The organism is Streptomyces sp. NPDC096040 (assembly GCF_040303265.1).
Taxonomy (GTDB): domain Bacteria; phylum Actinomycetota; class Actinomycetes; order Streptomycetales; family Streptomycetaceae; genus Streptomyces.
On sequence record NZ_JBEOTA010000048.1, the window covers coordinates 1 to 15,698 of the forward strand.

The 15,698-nt window shown below is 70.9% G+C and carries 23 protein-coding genes and 1 tRNA gene; 2 read left to right on the top strand and 22 right to left on the bottom strand.

All coding sequences use genetic code 11. The features are described from left to right. Positions 1 to 117 precede the first annotated feature (117 nt). The 5 genes from ABTY98_RS38610 to ABTY98_RS38630 form a co-directional block, all read right to left on the bottom strand. A complete protein-coding gene (locus ABTY98_RS38610; protein WP_352225822.1) occupies positions 118 to 627 on the bottom strand; it encodes a hypothetical protein in 510 nt (169 codons plus the stop codon). 155 nt (positions 628 to 782) lie between these two features. Then, a complete protein-coding gene (locus ABTY98_RS38615) occupies positions 783 to 1,028 on the bottom strand; it encodes a DUF397 domain-containing protein (RefSeq protein WP_352225823.1) in 246 nt (81 codons plus the stop codon). Between the two features lie 262 nt (positions 1,029 to 1,290). Next, complete coding sequence (locus ABTY98_RS38620) at positions 1,291 to 1,740, bottom strand: hypothetical protein (protein ID WP_352225824.1); 450 nt, start codon at positions 1,738 to 1,740, stop codon at positions 1,291 to 1,293. Beyond that, the gene (locus ABTY98_RS38625; RefSeq protein WP_352225825.1) at positions 1,737 to 2,285 is read right to left on the bottom strand and encodes an ATP-binding protein; all 549 of its coding nucleotides are present in this window, start codon (positions 2,283 to 2,285) and stop codon (positions 1,737 to 1,739) included. Before ABTY98_RS38625 ends, ABTY98_RS38620 begins: the two co-directional genes overlap by 4 nt. Further along, on the bottom strand, positions 2,278 to 2,781 hold the full coding sequence (locus ABTY98_RS38630) for a hypothetical protein (protein WP_352225826.1): 504 nt from the start codon (positions 2,779 to 2,781) through the stop codon (positions 2,278 to 2,280). Before ABTY98_RS38630 ends, ABTY98_RS38625 begins: the two co-directional genes overlap by 8 nt. A 173-nt stretch (positions 2,782 to 2,954) precedes the next feature. Between ABTY98_RS38630 and ABTY98_RS38635 the strand changes: the two genes are divergently transcribed. After that, a complete protein-coding gene (locus ABTY98_RS38635) occupies positions 2,955 to 4,082 on the top strand; it encodes a helix-turn-helix domain-containing protein (RefSeq protein WP_352225866.1) in 1,128 nt (375 codons plus the stop codon). A 13-nt stretch (positions 4,083 to 4,095) separates the two neighbouring features. Then, entirely contained in the window at positions 4,096 to 4,686 is a 591-nt protein-coding gene (locus ABTY98_RS38640) for an HD domain-containing protein (RefSeq protein WP_352225827.1), read from the top strand. Between the two features lie 374 nt (positions 4,687 to 5,060). Here the strand turns inward: ABTY98_RS38640 and ABTY98_RS38645 are convergent, their stop codons facing one another. The 17 genes from ABTY98_RS38645 to ABTY98_RS38725 form a co-directional block, all read right to left on the bottom strand. Then, on the bottom strand, positions 5,061 to 5,237 hold the full coding sequence (locus ABTY98_RS38645) for a hypothetical protein (RefSeq protein WP_352225828.1): 177 nt from the start codon (positions 5,235 to 5,237) through the stop codon (positions 5,061 to 5,063). An 88-nt stretch (positions 5,238 to 5,325) separates the two neighbouring features. After that, positions 5,326 to 5,595: a hypothetical protein gene (locus tag ABTY98_RS38650; protein WP_352225829.1), complete on the bottom strand. Its 270-nt coding sequence runs from the start codon at positions 5,593 to 5,595 to the stop codon at positions 5,326 to 5,328. A 167-nt stretch (positions 5,596 to 5,762) separates the two neighbouring features. Beyond that, positions 5,763 to 6,077, bottom strand: a complete 315-nt coding sequence (locus tag ABTY98_RS38655) for a hypothetical protein (protein WP_352225830.1) — start codon at positions 6,075 to 6,077, stop codon at positions 5,763 to 5,765. Beyond that, positions 6,049 to 6,486 (bottom strand): hypothetical protein, encoded by a 438-nt coding sequence (locus ABTY98_RS38660; RefSeq protein WP_352225831.1) that lies wholly within the window; start codon positions 6,484 to 6,486, stop codon positions 6,049 to 6,051. Before ABTY98_RS38660 ends, ABTY98_RS38655 begins: the two co-directional genes overlap by 29 nt. Further along, positions 6,483 to 6,839 (bottom strand): hypothetical protein, encoded by a 357-nt coding sequence (locus tag ABTY98_RS38665; protein ID WP_352225832.1) that lies wholly within the window; start codon positions 6,837 to 6,839, stop codon positions 6,483 to 6,485. The genes ABTY98_RS38660 and ABTY98_RS38665 overlap by 4 nt, the downstream gene beginning before the upstream one ends. A 65-nt stretch (positions 6,840 to 6,904) precedes the next feature. Next, a tRNA-Leu gene (locus ABTY98_RS38670) sits at positions 6,905 to 6,978 on the bottom strand. Positions 6,979 to 7,200: 222 nt separating this feature from the next. After that, complete coding sequence (locus tag ABTY98_RS38675) at positions 7,201 to 7,491, bottom strand: hypothetical protein (protein WP_352225833.1); 291 nt, start codon at positions 7,489 to 7,491, stop codon at positions 7,201 to 7,203. Positions 7,492 to 7,495: 4 nt separating this feature from the next. After that, positions 7,496 to 7,759, bottom strand: a complete 264-nt coding sequence (locus tag ABTY98_RS38680) for a hypothetical protein (RefSeq protein WP_352225834.1) — start codon at positions 7,757 to 7,759, stop codon at positions 7,496 to 7,498. A gap of 4 nt (positions 7,760 to 7,763) precedes the next feature. Further along, positions 7,764 to 8,870 (bottom strand): N-acetylmuramoyl-L-alanine amidase, encoded by a 1,107-nt coding sequence (locus tag ABTY98_RS38685; RefSeq protein ID WP_352225835.1) that lies wholly within the window; start codon positions 8,868 to 8,870, stop codon positions 7,764 to 7,766. Between the two features lie 111 nt (positions 8,871 to 8,981). Next, positions 8,982 to 9,344, bottom strand: coding sequence for a hypothetical protein (locus tag ABTY98_RS38690; protein ID WP_352225836.1), 363 nt, complete (start codon positions 9,342 to 9,344; stop codon positions 8,982 to 8,984). Between the two features lie 11 nt (positions 9,345 to 9,355). Continuing rightward, the gene (locus tag ABTY98_RS38695; protein WP_352225837.1) at positions 9,356 to 10,192 is read right to left on the bottom strand and encodes a hypothetical protein; all 837 of its coding nucleotides are present in this window, start codon (positions 10,190 to 10,192) and stop codon (positions 9,356 to 9,358) included. A 216-nt stretch (positions 10,193 to 10,408) separates the two neighbouring features. Beyond that, positions 10,409 to 11,131 carry a glycine-rich domain-containing protein gene (locus ABTY98_RS38700; RefSeq protein ID WP_352225838.1) on the bottom strand — a complete coding sequence of 241 codons (723 nt, stop codon included), beginning with the start codon at positions 11,129 to 11,131 and terminating at the stop codon, positions 10,409 to 10,411. 47 nt (positions 11,132 to 11,178) lie between these two features. Next, on the bottom strand, positions 11,179 to 11,952 hold the full coding sequence (locus tag ABTY98_RS38705) for a hypothetical protein (RefSeq protein WP_352225839.1): 774 nt from the start codon (positions 11,950 to 11,952) through the stop codon (positions 11,179 to 11,181). 75 nt (positions 11,953 to 12,027) lie between these two features. After that, complete coding sequence (locus ABTY98_RS38710; RefSeq protein ID WP_352225840.1) at positions 12,028 to 12,495, bottom strand: hypothetical protein; 468 nt, start codon at positions 12,493 to 12,495, stop codon at positions 12,028 to 12,030. Continuing rightward, the gene (locus ABTY98_RS38715) at positions 12,495 to 13,421 is read right to left on the bottom strand and encodes a hypothetical protein (protein ID WP_352225841.1); all 927 of its coding nucleotides are present in this window, start codon (positions 13,419 to 13,421) and stop codon (positions 12,495 to 12,497) included. The genes ABTY98_RS38710 and ABTY98_RS38715 overlap by 1 nt, the downstream gene beginning before the upstream one ends. Positions 13,422 to 13,594: 173 nt before the next feature. Next, entirely contained in the window at positions 13,595 to 14,254 is a 660-nt protein-coding gene (locus ABTY98_RS38720) for a hypothetical protein (RefSeq protein WP_352225842.1), read from the bottom strand. A gap of 117 nt (positions 14,255 to 14,371) precedes the next feature. Then, complete coding sequence (locus ABTY98_RS38725; protein WP_352225843.1) at positions 14,372 to 15,691, bottom strand: hypothetical protein; 1,320 nt, start codon at positions 15,689 to 15,691, stop codon at positions 14,372 to 14,374. Positions 15,692 to 15,698 lie beyond the last annotated feature (7 nt).

Here is a 15,698-nt window from a genome sequence, read left to right on the forward strand (position 1 = left end):
GCGCCGCCCTCGTCCTGCTCCAGATCGAGCACGGACGCACCACCTGAAACGAAGATCACGAACCGTCACGAGAGGTTACCGAGAAGGGTTCACTGGGTGGTCAGCTCCTTGACGCCGTCAGGCGGGAGCAAGTGTTGAAGGGACATTCCCCCTCCTCCTTGAATCCAGGGAGGTCACGTTGGGCGGGAAGGGGCACGGCAGCGTGGGGTGGAACAGGTTGGGGCAGGACACCACGGCGTAGGAGGCGAGCATGCGCGACTGCGTCCAGTAGCCCCAGACGATGTCAACCCCGCGGGGCAGCACGTCCAGGGCGTACTCGACCCTGAACTCCAGGGAGCAGTAAGCGGCCTTGCCGTCCTCCCGGACCATGGGCGGAGTCTCGGTGTAGCGAGCCTGGAGCCAGGCCACGGCGTCCTCCGCCCGGGACCAGGTGGCGGCCACCTGCTTGCCGCGCATCAGCCACTGCCCCGTCATCATCGGGGGCAGCATCTCCTCCAGGAAGGTGCGGGTCTGCGGGTCCTGCGGGCCCTCGCCCGGCCGCCGCCGTCCCTCCTGCCGGTGGGTGTCCCCACTCCCGATCCACGGCCCGAACGCGTGCCAATGCCCGTTCCAATTCTGGCTGGTCAACCTGCTACCGATGCTGCCGCTCACCCTGTGACCCCTTCCCAAAGGTCGAAAGGCGGGCCCCCACCCGCAGCGAACGGGGGCCCGCCCTGAAACGCTCCGAGGCTCGACGGCCTCAGACTGTAAACGGAGGCACCGACAACGCCGGTGCATTCGACTTACGCGCCGATGATGTCGCCGGCCTTGGCCAGCGCGGTGCGCAGCTCGGCGCCCGTGAAGCGCAGCACCGGGCCGTCCTCCACCTTGTTGTCGCGGATGGCGAACGCGTCCTCCGCGCCCGGGATGGCCGCGAGCTCCAGGCACTGCTCGTTGTCGCCGCCCTGGTTGCCACCACACAGGGCGGTGAACTCCGCGCCCTCCAGCGGCAGCGCGTACAGGTCCACGGCCTCGTTCTTCGGAACCATGACACTCCTCGGTGTCTCGCGCGGGAACCGCAGTCCCCGCGGTTGGCCCGCCCACCGGTTGGGGGCGGGGGTCTGGGGCGGCCCGGCCGACCGGGAAGGGATGCGGCCGGGGCCGTCGTCCCGGCTGCCGTCACTCCCCCACGGAGGTCAGGCCGGGACGCTGGAGCCCACCCCGAGCCGGGGCACCGCGGCGGATGCGGTGCACGGCGACCGAGAGCCGTGGTGCGCCACGGCCGGCCCGGGGCGGGTGATCAGTGGCGGGTCACAGCAGGCGCACCACGGCCGCCGCAGCCAGGACGCCCAGCGTGAGGGCGTAGGCGCCGGCGGCCAGCGCCAGGCGCGGGTGCCGTTCGCGGATGAGCCGCCACGCCTCCCGGCCGGTCCGGCCGTCGGCGTGGGCCCGGATGCCCAGGCCGGTGAACGACAGCGACACGACCTGTACGGGGACGGCGGCCTTACCGTGCTGGGGGTGCATGGTGCTCCTCGGTACGTGGGGGCGGCGGGCGTTGTACTCGCAGCCGGGGGCGGAGGTGGGTCGAGGGCCGCGGCCCATGACGTGCTGCCAGAACCTGCGCTCCACGGCGTCCAGGCACGGGGCGCACAGGTTGAGGGGGGCGTGCTGGCCCTCCGCCTGAATGGGGCCGACCCACACCACGGGCACGTCGGCGGCCTCACGGCGCCAGCAGTCGCCGGTGAACCACGCTGCGGTCACGGCGCGTCGGAGACGACGGCCAGGGCGAGCAGCACGCCGAGCGTGATCACTATGAGCACGTACAGCGCTTGGGCCTGGGGGGTGACGTATATCGGGACGGTGGGGGCCGGCTGTCCGGCCGGGGGCTGCTCGGGCTCCAGGTCGGCCCAGACGCGTTTGCCCCACGGCAGCAAGTCCGTGCCCCACTGGACCGAGACGGCGTCGATGATCGCCAGGCCCCGGCCGTCCACGGCATCCTCCGTGGGCGGCAGTAGCACCGGCATGGTGCGGCTCATGTCAACGACGGCCACCTGCACCTTTCCGCCGTCCAGGCGACGGACCGTCACCCGGATCGTCGTGGAGCGGGCGTGCCGCACGGAGTTGGTCACCAGCTCGGTGACGACCAGCTCGGCCACGTCGTCCAGGCCGGTCAGCTGCCAGTCGGCCAGGGCCTTCCGCACGAGGTGACGGGCGACCGGTACGGACTCCGCCAGGCGGGGCAGGCTACGGGTCGCGGTAGGCACCTCGGCCAGGGGCGCGAGGTCGCGAAGCACCAGCTCACCCATGGCGCGGTTTGTCACCGGCGAGCCGGTAGCGGCCCGTTTGGACGAGCTGTGAAACGGCGTCCGAAGCGGCCAGCTCTCCGGCGCTGTCCATCTCCACGCACCAGTAGTGGCGGCGCTCCGGGCTGGTGGCGTTCAACGCCGGCACGCCCAGGAAGTGGCCGCGCCCCATGAACTCCGCGTCGTCCCGGGCCTGCTCCCACTCCTCGCGCAGGCCGGTGGTGTGACCCACCAGCACGTAGTAGCGCAAGGTCGTCAGGTCCGCGAAGACGGGGCCGCCGAGCAGGGCCCGGTACAGGTACGCGTCCACGTCCTGGGGGACGTCCGTACCGGCCGCCGCGTGCACCAGGGCGGCACTGATACGGACAACGCCGAAGATGCCCCCGCAGCGCAGGAGCGCCACCCCGTCCGTCTTCCACTCCCGCCGGGCCCGGTCCCGGTCCTCGGTCGCCATGAGGAGCCAGTGCTCCACGGCCAGGCGACGCTCGGCGCCGCTCACAACGTCTGTTCTGGTATCTGGTGGTGACACCGACGGGTGGTGAACATGCTGAACGGAGCCCATGTCTCGCGGCCTCCCAAGTAGCCTGATTCAGGGATAGCCACGACCGTACGTAGTCGCGCGGCACCCCTGAAGTGACCGCGAGTACAGGTGGTTACGGGCAAACCACCAGGATTGGACTGCTCATGCAGCCAAGTTCTCGACAAACCCTGACCGGTAGTACGGGTCAGGCTGGGCGGCCTCGGACGGGCCTGCTCAGCGGGTACGTCCTGCGGGTGATCCGCGAGCAGCAGGGTTACACCCAGGACGAGACGGCCGAGCGGCTGCGGGTGTCCACGGACACGATCGCCGGGTGGGAGACCGGCCGCCGTCCCCTCACGGCCGTGCCTGTCGGCCAGATGCTCGCCTTACGCCACCGGCTCATGCAGATGGGCACCTCCCCCGTCCTGCTCCAGGCGCTGGAGCGGGCCCTGGAGGCGGACGTGCTGCTGGCCAGCGCCCTGGACGAGGACACCCCTGTCGAGGAGAGCCCACTGGGCGCCATGGTCATGCAGCGGGAGCTCGCGGAAGTCCTGGTGTGGCCACTCAACGGCGTCGCCCCCGGCCCCGTGCGCGCCCTGCCCCGGCCGGCCCGCGCCCGCCGAGGCCCCGCCCCGACCGGGCCCCAGCTCACCGCGGCCGAACGGCGCACCTTCTTCAAGACCATGCGGGCCACAGCCGAACAGGCACGCGACCCCGGACAGTTCCTGCTGCGCCGCCAGGCCCTCTACCTGTCCGGGTACGACCGGGAGGCGGACACCGCCGACTGGCTGGCCCACCAGCAGCGCACCGAACGCCCCGACGACTGGCTGACGGCCTGGCTCAACAACCGCTCCGTGGCCGCAGTCGCCGCTCGCCACGGCGACCGGGACCGCATGGCCCACTTCATCGACACCGCCCTGCAGGACGACGACCCCGGGGAGGCCGCCAACCTGGCGTACTGGGCGTACTGGGTGGGCGAGGCACCCGTGCCGCAGCTCTCGGACGACTTCATCGCGGACGACTCTCTGGGCCCCTGGCACGGTGACAAGCTCCTGGCCCACCTCGTGGCAGGGATCGCCCCCGAACACGGCTACGTGGACCTCAACATCCACAGCGTGTGGGCCCTGCTCCAGGTCCGCCCCAACCTGCTCCGGTCCGGCCAGGCCGCCCGCGCCCTACGCGAGAGGCTTCCGATCATGTTGGATAGCGGAGACCTCTCGCCGCGCGCGCGGCGAGAGCTGGAGAGCATCCGGTACGCGATCCGCCTCGCCGAGGCGTGAGAGGAGCCCGACCGTGTCCAACGACCAGGAGCTGACGGCGGTAGCGCGCTTCCTGTACGAGGCAGGGACGCTCAAGAACACCAGGCGCAGCGGCTGGTGGATGGCCGGCGTCAAGGACCCGGAGTCAGTGGCGGACCACTCCTGGCGCACCGCCCTCATCGCAACGATCATCGCCCAACTGGAAGGCGCCGACCCGGCCCGCGCCGCGTTCCTCGCCGTGTGGCACGACTCCCAGGAGACCCGCACCGGCGACGTGAACCACCTGGGCAAGAAGTACACCCCCGGCGAGGCGGACCCGCGCGCCATCACCGCTGACCAAGTCGCCGGTATGCCCGAGGGCCTGGCCGACGCCATCCGCGCCCTGGTCGGCGAGTACGAGGCGAAGGAGAGCCCTGAGGCCGTCTGCGCCCGGGACGCCGACAAGCTGGAGTGCATGATCCAGGGCATCGAATACCGAGACCAGGGCTACGCCAACGCACAGCGGTGGATCGACAACAGCCGCGGCCGGATCACCACCAAGAGCGGCCAGGCCCTGGCGGACGCCGTCCTGGAAACCGGCTCCCTGGACTGGCTGCGCGCCGCCCTCGGCGAGCAGCCGCGCTAACCCAAGATCACCGTACGGGCTGTGTCAGACCCCGCCCTTAACGTGGGTGTATGCCCAACTCCCCCCGGCCTGCGGGCACTGTGTGCTGCCCTGCTCGGGGCCACCTCAACGACGCCATCCGAGACCTGATGAACCAGCCCGTCAGCCGTGAGCGCTCCGCCCAGTGGGCGCGGCTGCTGGAGCAGTGGGCGGACCTCTGCCCCCAGGGCGGGGACTGCTGGACCACCGCCGCCTGACCCCGGACATGGGTGCGCCCCGTCCCGGTTTTCCACGCCGGGGCGGGGCGCTTCACATGCGTCCGAGTGGCACGCCAGCCTTGTGGACTCCACCACCGTACGGCCCGGCACTGACAACGACCTGGGCCGGGGACGCCGTTACGCCGGCGGCGCCTGCTCGCCTGGGTCCTCGACGTCGACGGTGAGCGGGTCCACCGTCGTAAGCAGCCGGTAGGAGGCGGACCGCAGCACGTCCTGCGGGCTGCTGGCCTTGTACGCGAGAACGGAACGTCCCGGCCGACGGTTGGAAGCGGCCTGGCCACGTTGCCCACTCACCGGGACCGCTCCACCGCGGCCTGCTCAAACTGCTTACGACCTTGGCGGATCCGCGGGGCCAGCGCGCGCGTTACCCCTCGGTGCTCTGTCAGAGCAGCTTCTGCGGTGCCTGGTACTGGTCGACGGGCGCGACGTTGCACGAGGCCTTGGGCCCGCCGAGCACGTGGCCCCCGATGCCCTCACCCTCCGGCAGCGGCACCAGGCAGCGGCCGTCAATGTTGATGAGCGGAGCGCCATAGGTGTTGAGGATGCCGCCAGCGTCGTCCGTAATGGCGGTGTCGGCCGCCGATGCGGGTACAGCGACGGCCATCGTTGCGGCAATCGCGAAAGCCGCGCTGGCCAGAACCTTCTTGATCACTGTGATGCTCCTGTTCGGTGATCTTCTTTGTGATCTGTCCAACGCCACGCTGTGGTTGTAGTTACGTGTGCCGGACCAGCCGTCTCGGCGAGGGACGACAGAGCGGTCGGATCGGGGAGGCGGCAGGCGCTTCATGAGCTCGTCGGTGCTCAGTCCGTGCCCGTCGCTCATCGCTGCACCGCCCGGGCCGCGGCCGGGCGCACCGGCCGGCCGAACGCCAGCGGCTCCACCTTCACATGGGGCGGGCTCGCCATGATCCGGGCGAAGTTCCACAGCGCCGCCGCCGGGCTGCTCAGGTTGTCCCGGATCGTGCGGCAACCTCGGCAGGACGGCTCCTCATGGCCACGGGTGCACACCCGCTGCCCGGCCTGGACGTCGTGGGCCTGGATCGGGTGCCGGCACCACGGGCACGGGTGCAGGTCGGTGGCCCGCTCGATCTGGTGGCGGGCGCGGTCAACGCGCGGCCGGGGCCGGTGTCCCATGGATCTCCTCCAGCTCGGGGTGCTCGGTGCGGTAGTGCTCGCGGAAGACTGCCGTCAAGCGGCCCAGCCTCACCTGGTGGCGCTCGCTCGCCTGGGCGGAGATGGCCGCCGATACGTCCTCGGCGGTGAAGTTCGCCGGCAGGGTCAGCGGCCCGGGCAGCTCGTCCATGAACTCCAGGTACACCATGGGGCACCCCGGCTGACGGCAGGCGAACCGGGCCGTCTGGGCGTTGAACCCCTTGAGGCCCCAAGGAAACTCCGGGCCGCGCATGAGCGGCGGCGCCTCGTCGGCCTGGTCGGCCATGCGGGCCGCATCCTGGTGCCACCGCTGCATGAGGTGGCTAGCCACATCCTGGGGCATCTCGGCCAGCAGGGCGTTGATCCGGTCCACCGTGTCCTGCTCGCTCACCGAGCGCCGCCGACCAGGCCGAGGGAGCGCAGCGCCTCCAGCGCCGGCCGCATCCGCTCCGCCGCCTCCTGCATGCGGCGGGCGCCCTCCGCCACCACGTCCGGGGCCGGGCCGCCGAGCCGGGACGAGGCCAGCGCCACCAGCTCATCCGTAGACAGGGAACGCAGCCACGCCGCGCGCTGGTCGGCGGATTCATCGAGCGCCGCCGCACGCCGCACGTGCTGATCGAGCAGGCGGCGGTCCCCGGCCTCCGTCAGCTCCACCAGCAGACCGTCGTCCGCCGCCGCCGTCACCTCGGTGTAGTCACCGCGCTCCAGGTGCAGGGTGGTCGTCACCATCGCCTCCATGCTCATCGGGCCGGACATGATGGCACAAACGCGCCCGCCCTCCTGGTGTGGAGGACGGGCGCGCTGCTCGGTGCCCGGGGTGGGAGTCGAATCCACACTCTCCCGCGTTTAAGGCGGTTGCGTCTGCCAGTTGCGCCACCCGGGCCCTGCCCCAGGGGGAGGCGGGCCGCAGGCGACGAGGGTCGTGACTGGCCGTCACGGGCCTTGCCGAGGGCCGCACTTCGGCCCCCATCATGCCGTGTGTAACCACCCGTCCCCATACCCGCCGCCTACGCAGGCGGGAATTGGTCAAGAGGTGACGCAAAGACGCCCGCTCCTGCCGGACACAGAGCAGGAACGGGCGTCCGTCTCGGGCCGCCGGGGGCGGTCAGTGCACGAACAGGGACACCACCGCCGTGAGGGTGCCGACGACGCCGGCGACAGCGCCGAGCACGCCCAGCGGCCAGCGTCTCGCCTTCAGCGCCTCCAGCTCCGTCCTGAGAGCGTCGATGTCCTTGCCCGTGTCCTCACGGAGCCGCACCAGGTCCTGCTCGTTGCGCTCGGACCGCGCCATCAGCACGGCCAGCGAACCCTTGACCTCTGCGAACCCCGTAGCCACCGTGCCGCGTAGCCTCTCCAGCTCCACCGCCACCGTGGCGCTCGCCTCCGGCGTCGTCATGCTGCTACACCTTCCGGGACAGGCTGGCGCTGTTGGGGTCGCCGAACGCCCGGGCCAGCATGCCCTTGATGAGGGCGCCCGCCGCGCCGATCGCGGCACCGCCGGCGGCGTACCACATGTTGGCGGCGGTGGCCTCGGCCGGGACGAACGCCGCCACGAACCCGTAGGCCGCGGACGTGACGACCCGCTCGAACAGGTCGCGGGCGTACGTCTCGGCGGTCCGCAGGGTGGCTCCGCCGTCCGGGAGCTGGAAACCGTTGAGGGGCATGAGGTCAGGACTCCTTCCAGACCAGCGCCGTCAGGACGGCGCTGGCTACCTCGATCCCGCCGGCGCCCTGGTTGAGCAGCCGGACGCGCATGGAGCGGCCCGCGCCGAGCCGCTTGACCAGGGGCAGCACGCTGTAGGTGCCGCCCGGCGTGCCGATCACCTCGTGGATCGGGTGCAGCGCCTTGAGGGTGGCGCCCTCCCACTCGCTCATGCGGACCTGCACGACCTCGCCGACCCCCAGGCCCTCGAACCGCAGCGAAAGGGAGCCGGTGAAGCGGGCCGGGCCGACCACGAACACGTCGCCGGCCACGGGGTGCTGGCCGAGCTCGTCGCTCCACTCCTCGGTGAAACCGATCTCGTCCCAGGAGCCGGGCGCAAGCTGGTAGCTGTGTTCCAGGCCCAGGTTGACGTACGAGGGTCCTTCCACGGTGATCTCCTGGGGGGTGCTCGCCTGCTCCGGGCTCCAGCTCGCCGGGTGCGCCAGGCGCTCCGCGACGTCCGCCCGGAGCTGCTTCATCGTGAACGTGAAGGGGCCGCGCTTGCCGTAGCCCTCGACGGGACCCAGGGGGTCCACCTTGCCCTCCACGCTGGTCTCCAGGTGGCCGGCGCAGCTCCCCGCGCCCCACCCGTGGTGACGGCACAGGGCCGCATTCCAGCGCACCCATGTGTCGTACTGGGCGCGGGTATACCGGTCCGTCCCGTTGCCCAGGTTCTCCACCTCGATGCCGTACAGGGCATCGTTGCCGTCCACGGTCCCGCTGGCCTTGGACGGCCTGGGAATGGCCGTCTCGTTGAGGATGGCGGTGTAGGAGTTGAGCGCGGCCAGGCCCGCATGGTTGGCGCGATGGCAGGACACGAGCACGGCTACGCCCGACTTGGGCAGGAACGTGTGGGCCAGCGGCGCGGGCAGCGCCGGCGCCCCGTCCACGGCGACAGCGGCCAGGGAGTTGGACCCGGCCGTGTGGTGGTTGAGTACGCCGTGCACCGGGCCGAACGCCTTGCCGGTGGCGGCGTCCCGGCCCCTGCTCGTCCAGCCGCTGTACTCCGTGAAGGGAACGCCCTCGGCCTTGAGGGCGGCCCGCCACTCGGCGGGCGTCATCGGGGCGGACATCAGCGGCCGTCCAGGCCGGGCCCGTTGCTGGTGTGGTGCGCGTGGGACAAGGCGGATCACTCCCGTAGCGGGGTTGCCTCGTCCGGCCCTGAACCAGCGACGTGTAGGAGTCTAACCGGCCGTCTGTGCGGCGCTCTGGGCGTCCGCGGCGACGGCCTGGCCGGTGTAGCCGGACAGAGACCGGGCGGTCGCCTCAGGCAGGCCCACCTCCATCAGGTCCGCGTACTGCTTGCTGCGGGTCTGCTCCTCCTCCGCGTGAAGCTCCGCCAGGCGCGCGTCATGCTGCTCGCGCATCTCCGCTTGCAGCTCCTCCCACGCGGCCTGGGTCACCAGCCGTACGCCCTCCGCCAGGACCGGCGTCAAGCCGTCCGCAGCGACGATGCGGCCCAGCGCGCCGCTCTCGTACACCACATAGAAGGTGATCGGGTCGGAGGCGACGTCGACGGGCAGCGGCAGAGAACCGGGGTCCAGCATGGGGACGCTCCTCACAGACTGATGATTAGGGCCCGCAGAATGAAAGTGACCGAGTAGTAATAGGCGCCGCCCGCGCCCCGGCCACCGGTGGCGGACAAGGTGATCGGCAAGGTGGCACCCGGCACGAGGTTGCTGGTGTCGGCGAGCACCTTGCACGACTGGGCGTGCACGCCGACCATCGACGTGGTGCCGGTGTTCTTCATGTAGAACATCTCGTCGGACTGCTGCCCGGTACCGCCCGCCGCCCCAGCGGGCAGGACCATGTACACGTCCACCTCCCGCTCCGTGATCACCATGGCAGGCCGGCAGGTGTCCGGGTTGGTGACGTTGACCGTGAAGGTGTCCAGCACCGTGTTCTGGGCCGCCGGGACCGCGATGTCGTTGTAGTCCCGGTTATCCGAGTACGTCGCAAAGCTGATCTTGCCGCGTGGCTCGGAGCGCAGACGACCCTGACTATCGCAGTACACGCCGCCACCAGCGGTGTCCACGCTGCACGGGTATGGCCACGCCTGGGTGTTGCCCTTGACGGGCGCGGACGCCGACCCATTGCCCGTCAGGCCGCAGCCGGTGACCACCTGGCCGCCGGCCGTAGGCACCAGGAGGCCGCCGTCAGGACCGACGACGACGTTGTTTCCGGCCTGGCCGGACAGGTGCGCCGAGATCTGGCCGGTGGCCTGGTCCAGGTTGATGCCGGGCCCGGCGGACAGGCACGCGCGGACATCCGCACAGGGAACTTCCGAGCTGATGACGTACGGGTTGGCCGCCGACCCGGACCCGCTGACGCTGACGTTGGTCCCGGCCTGAACCGCGCAGTTGCACGATCCGCCGGCGCATCCGCACCTCGCCACTGCTCCCACCGTCCTTGGGGGGTTGTGATCAGGCCCGGACCTAAACCAGCGGCGCACTATCGAGTCTATCGGCGCGCCCTCCGGACACCATTGCGGACATATCCGGGACGCCGTCCGGACAACACGCGGACCCAGTCCGGGACATGAGCACCAGACAGGTGCTGACCTGCCAGGACAGTGTCCGGACACGCATGTCCGCGAGGTCCGGACACGGGGTCAGCCGTACAGGTACACGATGACGATGCCCTGGCCGCCAGCAGTGCCGTTGACACTGTCGCCGTCCCGAGCGAGAGCGCCGGCAGCGCCCCCGCCGTAGCCGCGGCCCGCGCCGCCACCGCCGCTGGTGGCGCGCTGCCAGCCGCCGTGACCTAGCCGGGATTCACCGCCCTCGCCGCTGTGGCCCTCATTGCCGTTGATACGGAAGGAGCCGCCGCCGGGGCCGCCGCCCTGGGCCAGGTCTCCGACGCCAGCCAGCGGCCCGGACGTTCCGGTGTGGCACACCGGTGTGGAGCCCGAGGCCATGACGACCTGGCCGCCATTACCGCCGAGCGCGGTGCACAGGCCGCCGAAACTGGAGTTGCCGCCCGCGCCTCCGTCGATCGTGGCCGTGCCCGCATCCCCACCCGCACCGACGACGATGGACTCCGTGGCGCCGAGCGCCGATGCCTCAATCAGCCGCTCCGCGTACCCGCCGCCCGAGGCGCCCGGCTGCGCGACCAACTGGCCCGCATTCGCGCGGGCGCCAGCCGCCCCTCCCCCGCCGGCCTGCACCATCACGAACACCCTCGCCAGCCACGGGTAGTCAGCCTTCTTGAACGTGTAGGTGTCGGGCGTCTTGAAATACAGGACGTCTCGCAGGCCCTCCTGGCCCGGGATGAGCGTCAGCCGCCCATCGTCGCCCACCTCGAAGTAGCTGTCATCTACACATACTGCTGCCACCGGACTCACCCCTTGGGTGCGAAGTGAGCCCGGCCCTGAACCAGCGACTACTGGCCAATGCTAGTGATGCGCCACCACGCCTTGCCGTTCTTGAGGTTCGAGACGTGCGTCTGCGAGATACCGAACTCCGCCGCGAGAACCCGCTGCTTCTCGCCCGCGCGAGCCCGCCGGACGATCTCCCGCACTTGGTCCTCCGTCAGCCGGTGGAAGGCGTGGCGCTCGCCGTGGGTGCTGCGCCCGGACTCCACCATGTCCACCATGTTCTGCTCGTGGTCGCCCAGGTACAGGTGGCCGATGCTCGCGCACCCCTCCTCGCCGCGGTGGCAGGTGTGGAGGACATGCCGGTCGCCCGGGTCCCCATGGCGGATCATCCACACGGCCCGGGCGGCGGTCATCGGGCGATCCTGGTACGAGACGGTCAGGCGCCCGCTGTCAGGCCCGGGCGCGAGGAAACACCCGTCGCCGTCGTGTGCGGCAGCCTGGTCCAGGAGGGCGCGCACCTCGCCCTGTGGGCGCCGTACGACCTTGAGGACCAGCGGGCTGCCGGTGCGCAGCGCGCGGCCGTTGTGGATCGAGCACCACACGTCGGTGGTCATCCGCCTGGTGGCCGTCCTGGCGCACCTCACACCGTCCTCCACCACGGTGCACTGCTTCGGCTCGGTGGTCTTCCACAGCCGTGGCAGCTTGCTCGCCGCAGCGTTGCGGCACTTCCTGTTCGAGCACACCCGGGCGTGGCTCCGGTAGCCCTCCAGGCTCGTCCCGCAGATGGCACAGGCGCGCTCGGGCGCCCCCTCGGGCGCACGGCCCCTATCGTGGGTCACGTCGACTCCTACTCAGTCGGCAGTGCAACCCCCGTGCCAGGTGCCCGCCTTGACGGGGGTTGCGCATGTTGTGCCCTATTTTGCCTCGCCGTTGAGGGTCGCCGCAGCGACGTCCTGGGCGGTCACGTGCACGGCCACCCCGCCGCCGGCCGGCTCGGCCACCCCGGCGCCGCGCCGCCCACGGGTGCGCCACACGCGGACGACCACGCACCAGGTGGTGACCTCCTCCAAGGCCACCAGCACGGTGCGGTCGTCCACCTCAGGGGCAGGGTCCACGGCGATGGCCGAGACGGCCGGAACGGCCGCATGCGGGGCCGGGAACTCCCACCGGGCCCGCCCGTCCTCACCGGTGGTCAGCACAGCGGCAGCCGGGCGCGCAGGGGCGCGCACGGGCGGCTTGTCCGGGGGCGGCGTCTCCTGCTCGAACCCCAGGCCCGTGGTGCGGGTGCGGCCGGCGATCCTGGCCCGGGTGTCCAGGTGGCGCAGCACCCCGCCCAGGGGGTTGCCGGGCATGCTGCGTGAGGGGCTGGTCCTCTTGGCCATCAGGGTGTCTCCGCTCCGCTCGCCGCCACCTGCACCTGCACGCTCTCCGAGCCCGGGTTGTTGTCGTCCCCGCCGGTCTCCGCCACCCGTAGCCCGGTGATCTTCAGCCGCTGGCGGACGGTCCGGCAGGTGGACGCCGACGTGATGTCCAGGCACCAGCCGGGCACCAGGGACGGCACGTCGATAGCGGCCAGGGGGCTGATGGTGACCTGCTGGGTGTCGATGACCACCGGCACCCTGCTCGTCGTCCGCTCCCGCGCCCGGGCCGCCTCGTCCACTGACGCCTGGTCGGTGATCTCGGTCTGTTCCACGTACCGCTCGTGCAACCCGTAGTAGGAATCCGTTCCGCCCGCGATGCCGATGACGCCGCTGTCCTCACTCCCGGCCACGATCCACCGGGTGGTCAGGCCGGCGCCGTCCTCGCTCACCTGGAGCCCGTCCGGCATGTCCGCGTCCGACAGCCGCCCGACGGGCGCCAGGTGCGTCTCCGGGAGCAGCAGGATCTTGGAGCCGATGGCGGTGAAGTCGATACCGGCCTCCGCCAACTGCGAGAGGTGGTCCAGGGTCTGGCCCACGCCAGCGCTGTAGGAGCGGGAGCCGGTCACCCCGGCCTGGCCCACCACTTCCACCGTGTGCCCGGGGTCGTCCGGCTGGTAGCCGTCCTGGATGAGCCACTGGGCGATCTCGGACAGGTCCACGCTGGTGAAGCTCTTGTTCTCGTGCGGCACACGGTTCCCGAGCCAGGCCAGTACGTCCTGGGCACGGATCTCCACCTGGCCCAGGGACCAGGTGATACCGGTGATCGGGCCGTCCCAGCAGTATTTGCCGTCCCGGAACACGACCAGCCGACAACGCCAAGTGGAGATACGCCCCAGGCGCGCGCAGCAGTCCCCGTCCGGGTTGATCGTGGCGGTGGCCGTGCTCACGTCGTCAAGCGTCCGACTCCACTCAACGCTTGTCAGAACATTGGCCACCGCGACGGTGGCGCCGCTCCTATCGAGCACTAGGGCCTGGTGGGTCCCACATCCTGCGACGGCCAAGGCCGGGCCCCTCTCCTCGGAGATGGAGCCCGGCCCTGAACCAGTCGGCTGTCCAGCTATCAGGCTAGCGCCCGTGTTCCCGTCTGTTCCTGTCCGCTCCCCTCCGTTCCCGTCTGCTTCCACTGACGGCCCTGGGTCACGTTGTAGATGGTGCTGCGGTCGACGCCGAACTCAGCGGCCAGCGCGCTGGACGATCCCGGGTTGCTCGCCCGCGCGTACCGGACGTACCGGCGCCGGATCTCACGCACGGCCTCCTCAGTGAGGATGGCCCGAGGGTTGTCCTCGCCCGCCATGTCCGTCCGCCCGATGGCGATGTGCCCGGCCTCGTCCCGGTGCCTCATGTTCTCGTAGTGGTCGCCCAGCACCAGGTGCCGCCGGTTGATACAGCCGTGGCTCCCTGATCCCTCGTTGCAGGTGTGCAAGACGTAGCGGTCGCCGGGGTCGCCCTCGGCGATGATCCACACAGCGCGGGAGGCGTTCATCCACGTGCCCTCGTACTGGACGTGCGGCCGGTGGGCGTACCCGGCGAGGATGATGCATTGGTCCGTCTCCGCCACGGCGGCGGCCCGGAGTTCGCGGAGCACGGCGCCATGCTCGCGGCGCACCCCACCTCGCGGGTCGCCGTAGATGCACCACTTCTTGTAGTGGGCGGAGCAGTAGCCGCGGGCCTTGACGGTCTTCCCGCAGTCGGTCAGCGAGCAAGTACGCTCGGACGTCACGTCGACTCCCTCTAAAGTCGGCGGCCCTGGGGGGAGCTCTCACCTTCCCCCCAGGGCGTTGCGATTTTCGGGGCAATTCTACCGTCTACGCAGGTCAGAGGCAGTCTTGATGGCGCGTCAGCGGCCCCGTCCAGAAACGTTGAGGGTGACTAGGGAGTCCAGCGCGGGCGGGCTCTGGAGATCGGTCTCGATACAAAGACAGTAGGAACTACAGTCCAGCGGCTGGTAGGTGGGTGGCATGCCGTCCACGCCGTACACGTCCGGGCTGGACTCGCACACGCCGCCACACTCCACCGTGGCCCGCCCCGTCTGACCGTCCAGCGTCACCGCGCCCCCGGCCGGCACCCAGGTGATGTGCCAGTAGTTGACGGGGCTGCACCGGTTGAAGTCGGCGGTCTGGTCGCAGGTCATGCCCGCCTCGCCGCTCTCGTAGATGGCGATGGTCAGGTTGCGCAGGTCCGTGGAGCCGGACCGGACGGTGACCACGGGCATGTCGGTGGACCAGTTCGGCCGGCCCGTCAGGTCCAGGTCGTAGCAGGCCCGTTCCGTCGCCAGGGGCAGGCAGAAGCAGGTGGCCAGCGGCGCGCCTGGGAGCGGTGGCAGCTCGGGCAGGCAGCGGGTGTCCGCGCACGCGGCCGTGGGGTCCACGCAGGCGGCGAACTTGCAGCCGCCCGGGCAGCCGGCGTCCCCGGCCGGGTGCACGCACCACTCCACGCAGGAGCCGTCCAGGTCCATGGGCGGGGTGACTTCCATGACGGGCAGGGGATCCGTCCACAGCCATGGCACCGCGGCAGTCAACACGAACTCCACGGTGAGGATGTCCGCCCCGGACTGGCAGGTGCCCGACGAGCAGCCCGTGCCCGCGCGGGCGGTGACCCGAGGTCCCTCCACCAGGGCGACCCGGCGTAGCGTACGCCGATACCGCTGGTTGAACTCCGCCGGCGTCAACCCCTCCCCGGGACAGCAGGAGTACACCACCAGACAGTCGCCGTCGCACTCCCCGGCGTTGCAGCCCTGGAGGGCCTGGGCGAGGAACTGCAACCCGTACTCCACGCCGCAGCAGGTGGACCCGAGCAGGATCGCCGTCACGGTGATGGTGCGCGGCAGTGCCCGGGCCGGGCCGATGGCGCCGCCCCCGGCGATACCTCCGGTCACGGTGCGCTGGACGGGGTAGTCGTCCAGGCCGGCGACGTCCAGCACCATGACGCCGGCGAACTCCACCGACTCCGGAACGTCCGGGTCGTACCAGGGCGCCGGGTTGTTCTGGTCGTCCGGCGTCGTGTAGGGCAGCTCGTCCAGCACCTGGGGGGTGAAGGTGGGGCAGCCGCAGCCGCCGCCCGTATCGAGCGGGGAGCCCACCGTCTGGAGGTACTGGTCCAGGCGGGAGTGGTTCACGATCTCCACGCCGCCGTATTCCATGTACCACTCGGCCGTCATCAGCGCC